We start from the raw sequence: 14,138 nt of genomic DNA on the forward strand, positions 1-14,138 counted from the left end.
GCCGAGTCGGCCGGGTGCCCGGGAGAGCAGGAGGTGGCCGCCGACGTCAGGCAGGATCCCGATGCGGACCTCAGGCATCGCGAGTCGGCTGCGCTCGGTGACGATGCGGAAGGCCGCGTGGCCGCCGAGCCCGATTCCGCCGCCCATGGCGATGCCGCCCATGATGGCGACGACGGGCACAGGTGATTCGCTCATGCGGTGATCGATGCGGTACTCGGCGCGGAACAGCTCACGCGGGTCGTTGCCGAACGCGATCTCCTTGATGTCACCGCCGCCGCAAAAGCCGCGTTCGCCTGCGCCGTCGAGCACGATCGCGGTCGAGCCGGCTACGGTGTCGAGCGCGGCGTGGATCCCCCCGAACATCTCGATGTTCAGCGCGTTGATCGCGCGCGGCCGGTTGAGCGTGATTCTCGTGACCGCGCCAGTGCGGCGAGCGAGAATGAGCGATTCAGAAACTGCAGCGTCCATATCGCCACGCTAGCAGCCGGGGCCGACATTCGCGCGTGCATCTTGGCTCTGCCAGTTCGCTAGGCTCGGATGCGTGTTCGATAACCGCTATGACAACGACCCGATTGCCCGGATGAAGCCGCGCCGTGGCCCGGTGCAGCGCAAGGAGGTTCCGCTCGTGCGGGGGCTCGTGGTCGAGCACAGCCTGACCGAGTTCTGCGGGGCTGTCGTCGACGCGCGCGAGGGCGTGCTCAGGCTCGAGGATTTCGACGGCGCTGTGCGCTCGTTTCCGCTCGCTGACGCGTTTCTCGTCGACGGGGAGCCTGTGAAGTTTGTTGCTCCGAAGCGCGCGCCGGTGCGGCAGCGCACCGCGTCGGGCTCGTTCGCGGCCCCGCAGGAGCGCGCCCGTGTGGCGATGCCCAGTCGAATCTTCGTGGAGGGTAAGCACGACGCCGAACTCGTCGAGCAAGTCTGGGGTGACGATCTGCGCGTCGAGGGGATCGTGGTCGAACTGCTCGACGGCGCGGACCATCTCGAGCGAGTGCTCGCCGAGTTTCAGCCGGGCCCCGGGCGCCGCGCTGGCGTGCTGCTCGACCACCTCGTGAAGGGGTCGAAGGAGACGCGGATCGCGGATGCCATCGCCCGCGGCCCGCACGGCGCGAACGTGCTCATTGTCGGCCACCCATATATTGACATCTGGGAAGCGGTGAAGCCGGAGCGGCTTGGGATGACCGCGTGGCCGAAGATCCCCCGCGGGATCGATTGGAAGACTGGCATCTGCCGCGCGCTGGGCTGGCCATCGGAGGATCTCGCCGACACCGCTGACGCGTGGCAGCGCATCCGGGCTCGGGTGCGCAATTTCCGCGACCTCGAACCGCAGCTGGTCGGCCGGGTCGAAGAGCTCATCGATTTCGTGTCGGTCGGTCAGTAGTCATGCACGACTTTCGGGTGCAGGTCAGCTGGCTCAGCGTAGGCTGGACTGGTCACGTTATCGAAGGTGAGTGCGATGCCTGAGCCGAGCAAACCGATCTTCCTCGTCATGCCTGAGTGGCAGGGGTCGGCGTCGTCTCGCGCCATGCTCCTCACTGATGGAGCCGAGCTGCTGCGCGAAGATCTGCCGCCGAGTTCTCGCTTTGACGTGCCCGTGCCCGCGCACGCGGGAGATTCGCTCGGTACCCCGATCGCGAGGCTCAGCTCACTCCTCACGGCGCGCAACGGGGCACGCGAGATCCTGCGCTCCCACACTGCCCCGGCGATCACCCTCGGCGGCGACTGTGCTTCGACGCTCGCGGGCGTCGAGCGGGCTGTCGCTGCGGATCCTGGCGTTGCAGTGCTCTGGTTCGACGCGCACCCGGATTTGCAGCACCCGAGCACGTCGCCGTCTGGCGCGGCCTCGGGAATGGCGCTGCGGCATGCGCTCGGCCGCGGCGCGGAAGACCTCAACAGCGAGCACCCCCTCGACCCTGCTCGGGTGCTCTGCATCGGGGCGCGCGAGATCGACCCCGAGGAGGAGGATGCGATCGCGGAGTTCGGGGTTCGCCTGCTCCCCGCGACGGCGGGGATCGAGCCAGTCGCTGCCGGCGACGCTGCCGGCCACGCTGCCGGCGACGCTGCCGGCCACGCTGCCGGCGACGCTGCCGATGCCGCTGCCGCTGCCGCGTTCGCCTCGCAGATCGCCGCGTGGCTCACCGAGCGCGAGGCAAGCAGCGTCTACATCCATGTCGATTTCGACGTGCTCGACCCCGCGGAGTTTGCCTCGGTGCACCAGGCTGTGCCGTTCGGGTTGACCGTTGCGGCGCTCACCCAAGCGATCCGGGCGGCAGTCGCCGTCGCGCCGCTGACCGGAGCCGCGCTCTGCGAGTTCGCGCCGGGGAGCGCGGCGACGGCTGCTGAGGATGCGCCGACGGTGCTGCGGATCCTCGCCGCGCTCGTGTCCGGAGGCACCGCGTGAGCGGGGCAGCGAAGCGCCCGCGTAACTTGCCGCTGGCCTGGTTCGGCTACGCCTACGCAACCGCCGTCGGCTTCGTGTGGGGGTCGATCTGGTCGACCGGCGAGGTCGAGCGGATCGACGGGTTGTGGGTGTTTCGGGGTATGCCGAAGTGGACGTTCGGCCGCGGCGGAAGCTGCGTCGGATCGTGTTATCTCACGGACGAAAATGTGAACCCCGCGGTGCTTCGACACGAGCAAGTTCACCGCCGGCAGTGGCGGAGGTACGGCCTTGCAATGCCGTTGCTGTACTTCTTAGCCGGGCGCAACCCGCTGCGCAACCGCTTCGAGATCGAGGCCGGGCTTGTCGATGGCGGATACATTCGCCGCGCTCCGGCTCCGCACACCAACCAGACAAGCGGTTCGTAACAACCGTGCAACAACGTGACTTCCGCTAGGCCGCTTGCGCCGAGCGCAGCGTAGTCTCGATCCTCGACACCCGCGCAGCGAGGCGCAGGCGTTCAGCCCGACACCGTCGGAGCTGAGTCCGTCTGTGATTACCTTGCGTCATCGCAGACTCCAAGCACTGCCTATCTGCACGCGCAGATTGAACCCCAAGGAGTCCCCGTGAGTGAGTCGAACTCGACCCCGCCCAACTACGAGAAGCGCAAGCGCTCGAAGGTGCCGATGATTATCGCCCTGGTCATCGTCGTCGGTCTGATCGCCGCAATCGCCGCGTACTTCACGATGACCCGTCCCACCGCGGGCGACGAGGCGAAGCGCACCCTCACGGTCGGGCTCGTGCTCGAACCGACAAGCCTTGACGTGCGGAACGACGCGGGAGTGGCGACCGGTCAGGTGCTCATCGACAACGTCTACCAGGGGCTCGTGGGCATCAAGCCGGGAAGCGTCGCCGACATCGTGCCGGTGCTCGCAACCGAGATGCCCGAGGTCAGCGATGACGGGCTTGAGTACCTCTTCACGCTGCGCGAAGGGGTGAAGTTCCACTCGGGAGCCGAGCTCACGACCGCAGACGTCGTCGACTCCCTCGCCCCCGCGTTTGTTCCCGAGGCCGTCGGGTACTCCGTCGAGCTCTCGGCCATCGGCGACAACCAGGTGAAGCTCACGCTCGAGCAGCCCAACTCGCTCCTGCTCTGGGATCTCGCAAGCTCCGCGGGCGTCATTCTTGAAGGGGGCGCAACCGACGGCCTGCAGAACTCCGCAAACGGCACGGGCCCCTTCGAGTTCACGCGCTGGAAGCAGGGCGACAGCATCACGCTTGACAAGAACCCCGAGTACTGGGGCGAGCCCGCCAAGCTCGAGAGCGCGGTCTTCCGCTTCTTCCCCGAGGGCCGGGCAGCGGTCAACGCGCTCAAGGACGGCGACATCGACGCGCACACCGCGCTGCTGCCGCAGCTGCGTGCAGAGTTTGAGGGCAACGCGAACTTCGAAATGAATCGCGCCGAAAGCTCAGACGTCTTTACCCTCGCCTATAACAACAGCCGCGCACCGTTCGACGACCCCCGCGTGCGCCAGGCGCTGAGCATGGCCATCGACAGCGAGCAGCTCGTCGCGAACCAGAACGGCGACGCAAAGCAGCTCGGCAGCCCCATCACCGAGCTCGAGCCTGGCTACACCGACCTCACCGGAGTCAACGCGTACAACCCCGAGCGCGCCCGCGAGCTCCTCGCCGAGGCCGGCCAGCAGAACCTCAGCCTGACAATCACCGCCCCGAACTTCTACGACACCACGTCGCTCGACATCGTGACGAGCCAGCTCGCGGAGGTCGGCGTTGTGGCGAAGGTGAAGCCCGTCGAGTTCGCCACCTGGCTCAACGACGTCTACAAGAACCAGGATTTTGACCTGAGCTACGTCGACCACGCCGAGGCACGCGACTTCGCAAACTACGCGAACCCGGACTACTACTTCGGGTACGACAGCGCTGAGGTGCAGCGGCTCTACGCCGAGGCAATCTCAAGCATCGACCCGGCAGCTGAAGAGGTGCTGCTGCAGCAGGCCGCAGCTCTCGTCGCCACCGACGCGCCGGCAAAATGGCTCTACAACGCGACTCCGACGAACGTCGTCAGCTCCCTTGTCACCGGATTCCCCGACGTGAACACGAACTCGCGGGTGAACCTCGCGACGGTCGGCTTCGACAAGTCAAGCTAGGCTCGGGCACAGTTCGGGCTCGAGGCAGCCGGCCCACGCCGGCCACCTCGAGCCCACACACGCTCGCCACACAACCCCGCAGGAGGCCTGAGAGTGAGTAGTCTCGTACCGTGACGCGTTTCATTCTCAACCGGGCCGGCTTCCTGGCGCTCGCCTGGCTGGTCGCGAGCGTGCTCATCTTTGCCACGCTCAGGATCCTGCCCGGCGACGTCGCGCAGGTCATTGGCGGCACCCAGGCGTCTCCCGCGCAGATCGCGAACCTTCGCGAGGCCCTCGGCCTGAACCGGCCGCTCCTCACCCAGTACTTTGAGTGGATCGGCGGGGTGCTCCGGTTCGATCTCGGCTCTTCCGTGGTGACGGGCACGGAGATCTCGGCGGAACTCGCCGAAAAGGCAGAGGTCACGATCCCGCTCACCCTCATGTCACTCGCCATCGTGCTGCTCGTGGCGATCCCCCTCGGCGTGTTCGCGGCGTACCGCAACAACACGCCACTCGGTCAGCTCGTCTCGGCGTCGAGCGTGCTCGCCTCCGCGATCCCGGTCGTCTGGGCGGGCCTGCTCGGCACGCTGCTGCTCTCCTCGTGGCTCGGCTGGCTCCCCTCGCAGGGGTTTCCGCGAGATGGCTGGGCCGAACCCTTCCAGGCCGTCAGGTCACTGATTCTTCCCGCGCTCACGATCGGGCTCATCGAGGGCGCGATCCTCTTCCGCCTCGTGCGCAGCGCGACGCTGCGCGCCCTCGACGCCGACCACGTGCGCACCGCGATGTCACAGGGCAACTCGCGGCTTCGGGCGCTCCTCACGCAGGGGCTCCCGGGCGTTGGGCTCTCGATCATTTCGATGCTCGGGCTGCAGGCGGCCGCGCTCCTCGTCGGGGCAGTCGTCGTCGAGCAGCTCTTCAGCCTCCCCGGCCTCGGCAGCATGCTCGTGTCCGACGTCGGTGAGCGCGACCTGCCGAAGGTCCAGTCCACCCTGCTCGTGCTCACGAGCGTCATCCTTGTCATGGGGGCGCTCGTCGACGTGATCCACCGGCTCATCGACCCCAGGCTCCGGGCGGAGGGCGAAGAATGAACACGCTCCGCAGAGTCCTCAGAAAGCCCGTCGGTGCCTTCGCGCTCGGCGTGCTCTCGCTCGTCGCGCTCGTCTCCGTCGTCTCCTTCTTCTGGCTCCCGCAGGATCCAAACCACGCGGGCGGCGACATCTGGCTATCGCCGTCGGCCGAGCACTGGCTCGGAACCGACGGCAGCGGCCGCGACACCGCGTCGCGGCTGATCGCCGGCAGCCGGGTCTCGTTCGGCGTCGCGCTCGGCACGGGCCTGCTCGCGAGCCTCATCGGCTTCCTACTCGCTCTCCTCGGCGGGCTCGGCAAGCGCCCCGTGCGCGAGGTCGTCGCGGTGGGCATCGACGTTCTCGTCGCCTTCCCCACCACGCTCCTCGCCATCATGCTCACCGCGGTGTTCGGCAGCGGGATCCCGATCGTCATCGCCGCCCTCGGCATCGCCTTCGGCGTCTCGATGGGGCGGGTGCTGCGCGCAGAGTTCCGCCAGGTCGCGGGCGCAGACTTCGTCGTCGCCGCTCAGGTCGCGGGGCTCTCACGCACCCGGATCCTCTTCCGCCACCTCATTCCGAGCGTGCTGCCCGTCTACATCGTGCAGGTCACCTGGACCATGGGAACTGCCGTGCTCGCCGAGGCAAGCCTGAGCTACCTCGGCTTCGGTGCCCCGAAAGACGTCCCGTCGTGGGGCGGCATGCTCGCCTCCACCCAACGCTTCGTGTCCATCTACCCCGAGGCCGTGGTCTGGCCGGGGCTCGCCATCACCATCACGGTGCTCGCGTTCTTCCTGTTCGGCGACCAGCTCCGTGACGCGCTCGACACCCGCGACCCCGGCGACGAAACGGCGGAGGTGACGCGATGAGTACCACCCAACAGGCCGGCGAAACCGGCGCGAGCTCGCTCGAGGTCGAAGACCTGCGGGTGTCGATCGGTGGAACCGAAATCATCCGCGGGGTGAGCTTCAGCCTCGCTGCGGGCGAGCGGCTCGGGATCATCGGTGGATCAGGATCAGGCAAGACCATCACGGCCCTCGCAATCGCGGGCCTCCTCCCCCGCGAGGCCACCGTCAGCGGCTCCGTGCGGATGAATGGCCGCGAGCTCCTCGGCCTCTCCGACAGCGAGCTCGCTGTGATTCGCGGTGACCGCATCGGCATGGTCTTCCAAGAACCCAAGACCGCGCTGAGTCCCTTCCGCCGGCTCGGTGCACAGATGACCGAGGCGCTCGCGATCCACTACCGGCTCGACCGCGCGGAGCGGCGCGACGCAGCGCTGCGACTCGCACAGCAGGTGGGTCTCAAAGACCCGGAGCGGATGGTGCGGGCCTACCCCCACGAGGTCTCCGGCGGGCAGCGGCAGCGCGCAGCCATCGCGGCCGCGATCTCCGCGAACCCCGGCCTGCTCCTCGCCGACGAGCCGACGACCGCGCTCGACGTCACCGTGCAGCGCGGCATCCTCGAGCTCTTCACCGAAATCACCGACAGCGCGCAGTGCTCGCTCGTCTGCATCACCCACGACATCGCCGTCGTCAACCAGGTCGCCGACCGGGTCATCGTGTTCGAGGACGGCCAGATCGTCGAGGCGGGCAGCGTGCGCGAGATTCTCGAACGGCCCCAGCATCGCGTGACGCAGGCGCTCGTCGCCGCAGCCGGAGGGGACGCCGTATGAACCCACACGACGCAGGAGCACAGCGCGAGCAGGACGCAGGTGCGGGCGCAGGGGCGGGCGCAGGCGCGCAGCGCAGCGAGCCGCAGCCGGGCACCGGGCAGACCCCGCGGTGGACGGGCGCGACCCCGTGGACCGGAGAGATCAACGCTGCAGCCGTCGCTGAGCGAGCCGCGCGCGCAGCTCACGACGCCGCGCATGCCGATTCACCGCGGCCCCCGCTCGTGGAGCTCGAGAACGTTTCAAAGGAGTTCCGTACCCCGCCCCGCAAGCTCTTCGAACGCTCACAGACCGTGCACGCGCTCGATCGGGCCTCCCTCACCGTCGAGCGCGGCGAGAGCATCGCGATCGTCGGTGAGTCCGGTTCGGGCAAGACCACCCTCATCAGGCAGATGCTCGGACTGAGCACGCCGTCGTCGGGCACCGTGCGCTTCGACGGGCGCGAGGTGCACGCGAAGTCAGGCGACCTGGGGTGGCTCCGCCGCCGCACCGGGCTCGTCTTCCAAGACCCCTACTCGTCGTTCAACCCGCGGCGCACGATCGGTCAGTCGGTCGCAGAGCCCCTCGAGGGCGGGCAAATCGCGGGCGACCACCGTGCGATGGTGCGCGCGGTGCTTGAGCGGGTCGGGCTACCGCCCGACGCGGCCTCGCGCTACCCCGACGCCTTCTCGGGCGGGCAGCGGCAGCGCATCGCCGTCGCCCGAGCGATCGTGCACGGCCCCGAACTGCTTGTGGGTGACGAACCAGTGAGCGCCCTCGACGTGCTCGTGCGCGCCCGGGTACTAAGCCTGCTCTCCGAGCTTCGCGACGAGTTCGGGCTCACCCTCGTGACGATCACCCACGATCTCGGCATCGTCCCGCAGCTCGCGGAACGCACCATCGTGATGCAGGGCGGCCAGATCGTCGAAGACGGGCCGACGCAGGAGCTTCTCACGGAGCCAAGTCACCCGTACACGCAGCAACTCGTCGCCTCGCGCCTCACCCTGCCGCCCACCACGTGGCGCGGCTAGCTGTATCCTCGCAGTATCACGGTCGTTAGGAGCACACTTTGAGCATCGAAACCGTTCGCGCCGACCTTGCAGCCCAGGGTTTCACCGGCACGATCCTCGAATTCGCCGAGTCGAGCGCAACCGTCGAGCTCGCCGCCGAGCAGGCGGGCACGACGCCCGGGCGCATCGCGAAGACGTTGGCGTTCTCGAGCACCGACCCGGCGACGGAGCCGGGCGCGATCCTCATTGTCGCCGCGGGTGACGCGCGGGTCAACGGCGGGCTGTTCAAGCGGGAGTTCCGCGCAAAGCCGCGCATGCTCGCGCACGCAGATGTCGAGGAAGCGACCGGGCACGCGGTCGGCGGCGTCTGCCCGTTCGCGAACCCCGCGGGCGCGCGGGTGTATCTCGACGAGTCGCTCAGGCGCTTTCCGACGGTCTTTCCCGCGGCGGGCAGCTCGACCTCTGCGGTCGAGCTGACGCTCGAACAGCTCGAGGATCTCAGCGATGCGCTCGGCTGGGTCGACGTTTGCGCGGGCTGGCGCGAGGACGCGTAAGCGACCGCATCGCGGCTGACGGCGCGCGCAGTGCGCCGCCGCCCGTGCCCCGCGCTTCCTGGCCCGCGCCTCGCGCTTCCGGCCCCGCGCCCTGTGCCCCCGCACTTCCCATCCCGCGTGCGTCACCTTTTACATCCTCTCCGTCCCTATTAATTCAGACCGACTCTTGCGAGGGCCGAAAACGGGTCGGAATGGATTAAACGGGGGTGTCAGGATCAGGTACACAAGCGCTGCGTCAGAGCTCGCTGCGTTCGTTCAGCCGGCGAGCCTGCCCGCTGCGTACACAGTTCAGACGGCGAGTTCGCTCGACGTGAGCCCGCGGAGAATCGCGTCACGGAGATCAGCCGGGGCCGCCCCATCGCGCTCTTCTTCACATGCGCGCCGCACGGCGGTCGTCAGGCGAGCGCAGACGCTCTCTTCTTTTTGGCAGTCGGCGCAGTGCGCGAGGTGCTCCCGGATCGGGGCTGACTCTTCTGCGCACAGCTCACCACGCAGCAACTCATAAATGTTTGCTTGTGCTTTGTCGCATCCACAGTCGCTCATCGCGCGGCTCCCTTCGTAGTCGATGCCGGTTCGGCTCTATCAAGTCCAACGCCCTGCTCGCGCGCGTATTCCCCGAGCGCTTGGCGAAGTCTTGAACGGCCCCGGTGCAGTCGACTCATCACTGTGCCGATCGGAACCTCTTGGATGTCTGCGATTTCCTGATAGCTAAAACCCTCAACGTCGGCGAGGTACACGGCCATCCTGAAGTCCTCGGCAAGGTCATTGAGGGCGTTCGTCACGACGGAGTCTGGCGTGCGGTCGATCGCTTCGGCTTCGGCAGACTGCGACGACATCGCCGTCGTCGACTCCGCGCCGCCAAGCTGCCAGTCTTCGAGCTCCTCGACCGCGCCGAGGAAGGGCTGCCGCTGCTTCTTCCGGTACGTGTTGATGTAGCTGTTCGTCATGATCCGGTACAGCCAGGCCTTGAGGTTTGTCCCCTCGGTGAACGAGGAGAAGGCCTGAAACGCCTTGAGGTACGTTTCTTGCACGAGATCTTGCGCATCCTGCGGGTTGCGCGTCATCTTCATCGCCGCACCAAAGAGCTGATCAAGGAGCGGCAACGCCTCGTCGGCGAATCGGGCCTTGAGGATCGAGGACGCGTCGTCCTGTTCACTGCTCTTCACTCTTCGATCCTAACCATTGCACCTTAGAAATCCGCTATCTGCTATTCACCAGACGTTTGAAGCGGGAAGCCGGGTAAGCTCAGAGTGATGTTGGCAGCAAGATTGAACCGCGGAAATGATGACGACGGCACCCGGTCGGGAGATGTCCCTGACGAGGCCGTCGCGGCCTGGCCTGCCCCGACGGTGGCCGCCGACACTGGGTCGGACGCTCCGCCTGCGGGGGTGCTTGCATATGTACCACTTCCCGGCTCGAAGTCGCTGACCGGGCGCGAGCTGGTGCTCTCGGCGCTTGCCGACGGCCCGGGCATCCTCCGCGTGCCGCTGCACTCCCGCGATACCGACCTCATGGTTGAGGCGCTGCGGCTGCTTGGCACCTCGATCGAAGCGCTCAAGGGCAAGAACCCGTACGGGCCGGATCTGCGGGTTACCCCGACGGACGAGCTGACGGGTTCCACGAGCATCGACTGCGGGCTCGCGGGAACGGTGATGCGCTTCGTGCCTCCTGTCGCAGCGCTCGCCCTTGGGCCCGTCGCTTTCGACGGCGATCCCTACGCACGCAAGCGTCCGATGCGGCCGGTCCTCGACGCGTTGCGCGTGCTCGGGGCAGATATCTCTGACGAGAACCGCGGCGCGCTCCCCTTCACGGTGCACGGCACCGGCTCGCTGCGCGGAGGCCGTGTCGAGCTCGACGCTTCCCTCTCTAGCCAGTTCGTCTCAGCATTGCTGCTCTCAGGGGCACGGTTCGCGGAGGGTGTGCACGTCGTGCACACTGGCGAGCGTCTCCCGAGCGTGCCGCACATTGAGATGACGCTTGAGGCGCTGCGGGCGCGCGGCGTCGACGCCGATTCGCCAGCACCCGGCGAATGGCGTGTGCAGCCAGGGCCGATCGGCGCGCGCGAGATCACGATCGAACCAGACCTGTCGAACGCCGCGCCCTTCCTTGCGGCGGCGCTCGCTGTGGGTGGTTCGGTCACGATCCCCCACTGGCCCTCGGACACCACGCAGGTCGGCGACCACCTGCGCGAGCTGCTCCCCGAGTTCGGCGGCACCGCCACGCTCGAAAGCGGCGCGCTCACCGTCACCGGAACCGGCACACTGCGCGGCGTGAAGATCGACATTCCGAACGCGGGCGAGCTCTCCCCGACGCTCGTGGGCCTCGCCGCGCTTGCCGCGCTGCCGCGCCCCGATGGCACGCCCGGTGAGGGAAGCGAGATCACCGGCATCGGCCACACCAGGCACCACGAGACCGACCGCATCGCCGCGCTCGTCGCCGAGATCAACGCGCTCGGCGGCCGCGCGGAGGAACTGCCCGACGGCATCGCGATCCACCCCGCGCCGCTGCACGGCGGCCTCTGGCACGCCTACGCAGACCACCGCATCGCGACGACCGGCGCGCTCATTGGGCTCGTCGTGCCCGGCGTTTTGGTCGACGACATCGGCTGTACCTCAAAGACGCTGCCCGAGTTCCCGAAGCTGTGGGCCGATATGCTCAGCGGCGAAAGCGGTGGCAGCCCGGTGGACGCCGGCACCGACCTCCTCTCGGAGGGGGCCGTCGCGGGCAGCCAGATCGCGGGTGGCCTCGGCCGCATCGCGCGCGGCTTCCTCGAGGGGATCTGACCGCGTGAGCTGGTTCAACGTCGACGACGATGACGACGCCCCCTACGGCGAGTACGCCGACCACGAGGTGCGCGCGCGGCCGAACCCGAAGGCGAACCGGCCCCGAACCAAGCGGCGTCCGGAGCACTCCGACGCCGTAGTGGGGATGGTGACAGCGGTGGATCGTGGCCGGTACACCGCCCTCGTTCCCGCCGTCGCGAAGGTGAAGGGCGGCCCGAAAGCGCAGCCCGAACGCGTCGTCGTCGCAGCGCGCGCCCGCGAGCTGCGGAAGACGCCCATCGTGATCGGCGACCGCGTGCAACTCGTCGGCGATGTCTCCGGCGACGAGGGCAGCCTGTCGCGCATCGTCGGCGTCGAGGAGCGCACGACGCTGCTGCGCCGCAGCGCCGACGACAGCGACCGCGTCGAGCGAATCATGGTGGCCAACGCAGAGCAGATGCTCATCGTCGTCGCCGCGGCCAACCCCGAGCCCAGGGTGCGACTCGTCGACCGCTACCTGGTTGCCGCCTATGACGCGGGGATCCAGCCCCTCATCTGCCTCACCAAGATCGACCTGGCCGACCCAGAGCCCTTCCTCGAGAACTTCTCGGCCCTCGAGGTGCCGGTGTTTCGCTCCGCCCCTGGTGCGTGGGAGGACGACTCCCCCGAAGGGGTGCTCTCACAGATCCGCGAGACGCTCGCCGGGAAGACCACAGTGTTCGTCGGGCACTCCGGCGTCGGAAAGTCGACGCTCATCAACGCGCTCGTCCCCGAGGCGGATCGCGCGACCGGCCACGTCAACGAAGTGACCGGGCGCGGGCGGCATACCTCGTCCTCGTCCGTCGCGCTGCGGGCCCGCACCCCGGGTGCCGCCGCCGGCGAGACCGGCTGGGTCATCGATACCCCGGGCGTACGCTCATTCGGGCTCGGGCATGTGACGGCTGACGGGATCCTCCGCGGATTCACCGACCTCGTGCCGCTGCTCGACTCGTGCCCGCGCGGCTGCTCGCACACCGAGGACGCGCCCGACTGTGAGCTCGACCTCGCGATCGCAGACGGCAGGCTCGACGCATCGGGTGCCCGGCGAGTTGAATCGCTGCGCCGCCTCATGAAATAGCACGCGGTTTCTCGGCCCGTACACTGGGAGTATGTCGGAGCATCCAGCACAGCAGCCCCCGTACCAGCAGCAGCAACAGCAGCAGCAGGGCGCGCCGTGGCCCGGCCCGCAGGTCGCGTACCCGCCGCAGCACGTGCAGCAGGCACCTTTCAAACCGCTCCCCGACCTCGCGCGCGGTTACCTGTCGCTCCGGTCGTTCGCGCAGCCCGTGTTTGGCATCGTGTTTCCCTGCGTTGGCCTCTTCGTCATCGGGGCCTACGGCATCGCGCTTGCGGCGCTCTCGGGGCTCGTCGGGGTATCGCTCATGACGGCGCTCATCGGCTGGCTCTGCATGGCCGGAGGTGTCGCCACAAGCACGCTCATCGTCAGGCGAATGGTGAAGAACTTCCTGGCGGCAGGGAGCTACATCGCTGCGCTGCTCTGGATCGGACTCGTGCTCCCCAGCATCGGTTTTGTGCTGATCACCATTGCCCCACTCATGACGCAATATCCCGCTGCTGGGATCTCCGTCAACGGCCTCCCGATGATCGGGCTCTTCATCGTCTGTGTCATCCTCGTCCCCGTGACTGGGCTCTCCCAGGCAATGAGTGTCCGTCGCGTCGAGCGCACCTACGGGACCGCCGGAGCATCTGCGCTGTGGGCGCTCCAACAGGGACAGCTCGCCAACGAGCACGCGCACCTCGCCCAGTTTGCCGTGCCGCAACAGTTCGCTCCGCAGCAGCCGCAGTTTGCTCCGCCGCTCGCTGGCCCTCCGACCCAGCCGTAGGGCTGTTCGGCGGCGGGGCTCCGGAGACGGCCGGCGGAGCCCCGGTGACGGCCGGCGGAGCCCCGGTGACGGCCGGCGGGGCCATCCGCCGCCCGTGCCCGCTGTCACCTGCCGCCGCTAGGCTGGGAGGCATGACTGAACGCGTAATTCTTGAGCCAGGTATGCCCGCCCCCGACTTTGCACTCCTCGACCAAGACGGCGCAGAGCGCAAACTCAGCGACTTCCGCGGCGAGAAGCTCGTCATATTCTTTTACCCGCAGGCGATGACCCCCGCGTGCACCACTGAGGCCTGCGAGTTCCAGGAGTCCACCGAGCCGCTCGCTGCGGCCGGGTACCGGGTCATCGGCATCTCACGCGACGCGGTCGACAAGCTGGGCCGTTTCGCAGTCCGTGATGGTCTCGAGTTCCCGCTGCTCAGCGATCCCGACACCGCCGTACACCGCGCGTACGGCACCTTCGGCGAGAAGAACAGCTACGGCCGCATTGTCGAGGGTGTGATCCGCTCGACGTTCGTCATCGACGCAGACGGCAAGATCGAGCACGCCCTCTACAACATCAAGGCGACGGGACACGTCGCACGCGTGCGCAAGCTCCTCGGCGCGTAACGAACCACCCGGCACGGCTATTGGCGGCCCTGGCAGCCTGCCAGGGCTTCCTGGGCCCGCGTCTGGGAGGCCCCCAGTCCGCGCCTGGGCT

The 14,138-nt window shown here is 68.0% G+C and carries 16 protein-coding genes; 13 read left to right on the forward strand and 3 right to left on the reverse strand.

The annotated features are described in order from the left end of the window. Window positions 1-468: enoyl-CoA hydratase/isomerase family protein (locus ACI1US_RS02415; protein ID WP_461637893.1), on the reverse strand; the 468-nt coding region annotated here is incomplete at its 3' end. Window positions 469-541: 73 nt separating this feature from the next. On the opposite strand from ACI1US_RS02415, the gene ACI1US_RS02420 reads away from it, so the two are divergent. The 9 genes from ACI1US_RS02420 to ACI1US_RS02460 all read left to right on the forward strand — a co-directional run bounded on the left by ACI1US_RS02420 (window position 542) and on the right by ACI1US_RS02460 (window position 8,797). Next, a complete protein-coding gene (locus tag ACI1US_RS02420) occupies window positions 542-1,378 on the forward strand; it encodes a DUF3097 family protein (protein WP_461637894.1) in 837 nt (278 codons plus the stop codon). A gap of 75 nt (window positions 1,379-1,453) precedes the next feature. Then, window positions 1,454-2,398, forward strand: coding sequence for an arginase family protein (locus ACI1US_RS02425; protein ID WP_461637896.1), 945 nt, complete (start codon window positions 1,454-1,456; stop codon window positions 2,396-2,398). Continuing rightward, entirely contained in the window at window positions 2,395-2,802 is a 408-nt protein-coding gene (locus ACI1US_RS02430; RefSeq protein ID WP_461637898.1) for a Fe-S oxidoreductase, read from the forward strand. The genes ACI1US_RS02425 and ACI1US_RS02430 overlap by 4 nt, the downstream gene beginning before the upstream one ends. A gap of 198 nt (window positions 2,803-3,000) precedes the next feature. Beyond that, window positions 3,001-4,542 carry an ABC transporter substrate-binding protein gene (locus ACI1US_RS02435; protein WP_461637900.1) on the forward strand — a complete coding sequence of 514 codons (1,542 nt, stop codon included), beginning with the start codon at window positions 3,001-3,003 and terminating at the stop codon, window positions 4,540-4,542. Window positions 4,543-4,652: 110 nt separating this feature from the next. Beyond that, the gene (locus ACI1US_RS02440) at window positions 4,653-5,609 is read left to right on the forward strand and encodes an ABC transporter permease (protein ID WP_461637902.1); all 957 of its coding nucleotides are present in this window, start codon (window positions 4,653-4,655) and stop codon (window positions 5,607-5,609) included. Further along, window positions 5,606-6,454 carry an ABC transporter permease gene (locus ACI1US_RS02445; RefSeq protein ID WP_461637904.1) on the forward strand — a complete coding sequence of 283 codons (849 nt, stop codon included), beginning with the start codon at window positions 5,606-5,608 and terminating at the stop codon, window positions 6,452-6,454. Before ACI1US_RS02440 ends, ACI1US_RS02445 begins: the two co-directional genes overlap by 4 nt. Then, on the forward strand, window positions 6,451-7,257 hold the full coding sequence (locus tag ACI1US_RS02450) for an ATP-binding cassette domain-containing protein (RefSeq protein WP_461637906.1): 807 nt from the start codon (window positions 6,451-6,453) through the stop codon (window positions 7,255-7,257). The genes ACI1US_RS02445 and ACI1US_RS02450 overlap by 4 nt, the downstream gene beginning before the upstream one ends. Continuing rightward, window positions 7,254-8,264 carry an ABC transporter ATP-binding protein gene (locus ACI1US_RS02455; protein ID WP_461637908.1) on the forward strand — a complete coding sequence of 337 codons (1,011 nt, stop codon included), beginning with the start codon at window positions 7,254-7,256 and terminating at the stop codon, window positions 8,262-8,264. Before ACI1US_RS02450 ends, ACI1US_RS02455 begins: the two co-directional genes overlap by 4 nt. A 38-nt stretch (window positions 8,265-8,302) precedes the next feature. Beyond that, a complete protein-coding gene (locus tag ACI1US_RS02460; protein WP_461637910.1) occupies window positions 8,303-8,797 on the forward strand; it encodes a YbaK/EbsC family protein in 495 nt (164 codons plus the stop codon). 288 nt (window positions 8,798-9,085) lie between these two features. Here ACI1US_RS02460 and ACI1US_RS02465 read toward each other — a convergent pair whose 3' ends face one another. Then, complete coding sequence (locus ACI1US_RS02465; protein WP_461637912.1) at window positions 9,086-9,340, reverse strand: anti-sigma factor family protein; 255 nt, start codon at window positions 9,338-9,340, stop codon at window positions 9,086-9,088. Beyond that, on the reverse strand, window positions 9,337-9,963 hold the full coding sequence (locus ACI1US_RS02470) for a sigma-70 family RNA polymerase sigma factor (RefSeq protein ID WP_416549425.1): 627 nt from the start codon (window positions 9,961-9,963) through the stop codon (window positions 9,337-9,339). The genes ACI1US_RS02465 and ACI1US_RS02470 overlap by 4 nt, the downstream gene beginning before the upstream one ends. Window positions 9,964-10,050: 87 nt before the next feature. Here ACI1US_RS02470 and aroA point away from each other — a divergent pair, with 87 nt between their 5' ends. The 4 genes from aroA to bcp all read left to right on the forward strand — a co-directional run bounded on the left by aroA (window position 10,051) and on the right by bcp (window position 14,047). Further along, on the forward strand, window positions 10,051-11,580 hold the full coding sequence (gene aroA / locus ACI1US_RS02475; protein ID WP_416549424.1) for a 3-phosphoshikimate 1-carboxyvinyltransferase: 1,530 nt from the start codon (window positions 10,051-10,053) through the stop codon (window positions 11,578-11,580). Window positions 11,581-11,584: 4 nt separating this feature from the next. Next, window positions 11,585-12,676, forward strand: a complete 1,092-nt coding sequence (rsgA, locus tag ACI1US_RS02480; protein WP_416549423.1) for a ribosome small subunit-dependent GTPase A — start codon at window positions 11,585-11,587, stop codon at window positions 12,674-12,676. A gap of 31 nt (window positions 12,677-12,707) precedes the next feature. Further along, a complete protein-coding gene (locus ACI1US_RS02485; protein WP_461637915.1) occupies window positions 12,708-13,442 on the forward strand; it encodes a hypothetical protein in 735 nt (244 codons plus the stop codon). A 131-nt stretch (window positions 13,443-13,573) separates the two neighbouring features. Then, window positions 13,574-14,047, forward strand: coding sequence for a thioredoxin-dependent thiol peroxidase (gene bcp, locus ACI1US_RS02490; protein ID WP_461637917.1), 474 nt, complete (start codon window positions 13,574-13,576; stop codon window positions 14,045-14,047). Window positions 14,048-14,138 lie beyond the last annotated feature (91 nt).

Source organism: Leucobacter sp. BZR 635, from assembly GCF_048061935.2.
GTDB lineage: Bacteria > Actinomycetota > Actinomycetes > Actinomycetales > Microbacteriaceae > Leucobacter.

What these genes read in the sequence shown, in the direction of transcription:
- aroA (WP_416549424.1), top strand. Translation starts at nt 10,051, where the DNA reads ATGTTGGCAGCAAGATTGAACCGCGGAAATGATGACGACGGCACCCGG.
- ACI1US_RS02465 (WP_461637912.1), bottom strand. Translation starts at nt 9,340, where the DNA reads ATGAGCGACTGTGGATGCGACAAAGCACAAGCAAACATTTATGAGTTG.
- ACI1US_RS02445 (WP_461637904.1), top strand. Translation starts at nt 5,606, where the DNA reads ATGAACACGCTCCGCAGAGTCCTCAGAAAGCCCGTCGGTGCCTTCGCG.
- ACI1US_RS02450 (WP_461637906.1), top strand. Translation starts at nt 6,451, where the DNA reads ATGAGTACCACCCAACAGGCCGGCGAAACCGGCGCGAGCTCGCTCGAG.
- bcp (WP_461637917.1), top strand. Translation starts at nt 13,574, where the DNA reads ATGACTGAACGCGTAATTCTTGAGCCAGGTATGCCCGCCCCCGACTTT.
- ACI1US_RS02485 (WP_461637915.1), top strand. Translation starts at nt 12,708, where the DNA reads ATGTCGGAGCATCCAGCACAGCAGCCCCCGTACCAGCAGCAGCAACAG.
- ACI1US_RS02425 (WP_461637896.1), top strand. Translation starts at nt 1,454, where the DNA reads ATGCCTGAGCCGAGCAAACCGATCTTCCTCGTCATGCCTGAGTGGCAG.
- ACI1US_RS02455 (WP_461637908.1), top strand. Translation starts at nt 7,254, where the DNA reads ATGAACCCACACGACGCAGGAGCACAGCGCGAGCAGGACGCAGGTGCG.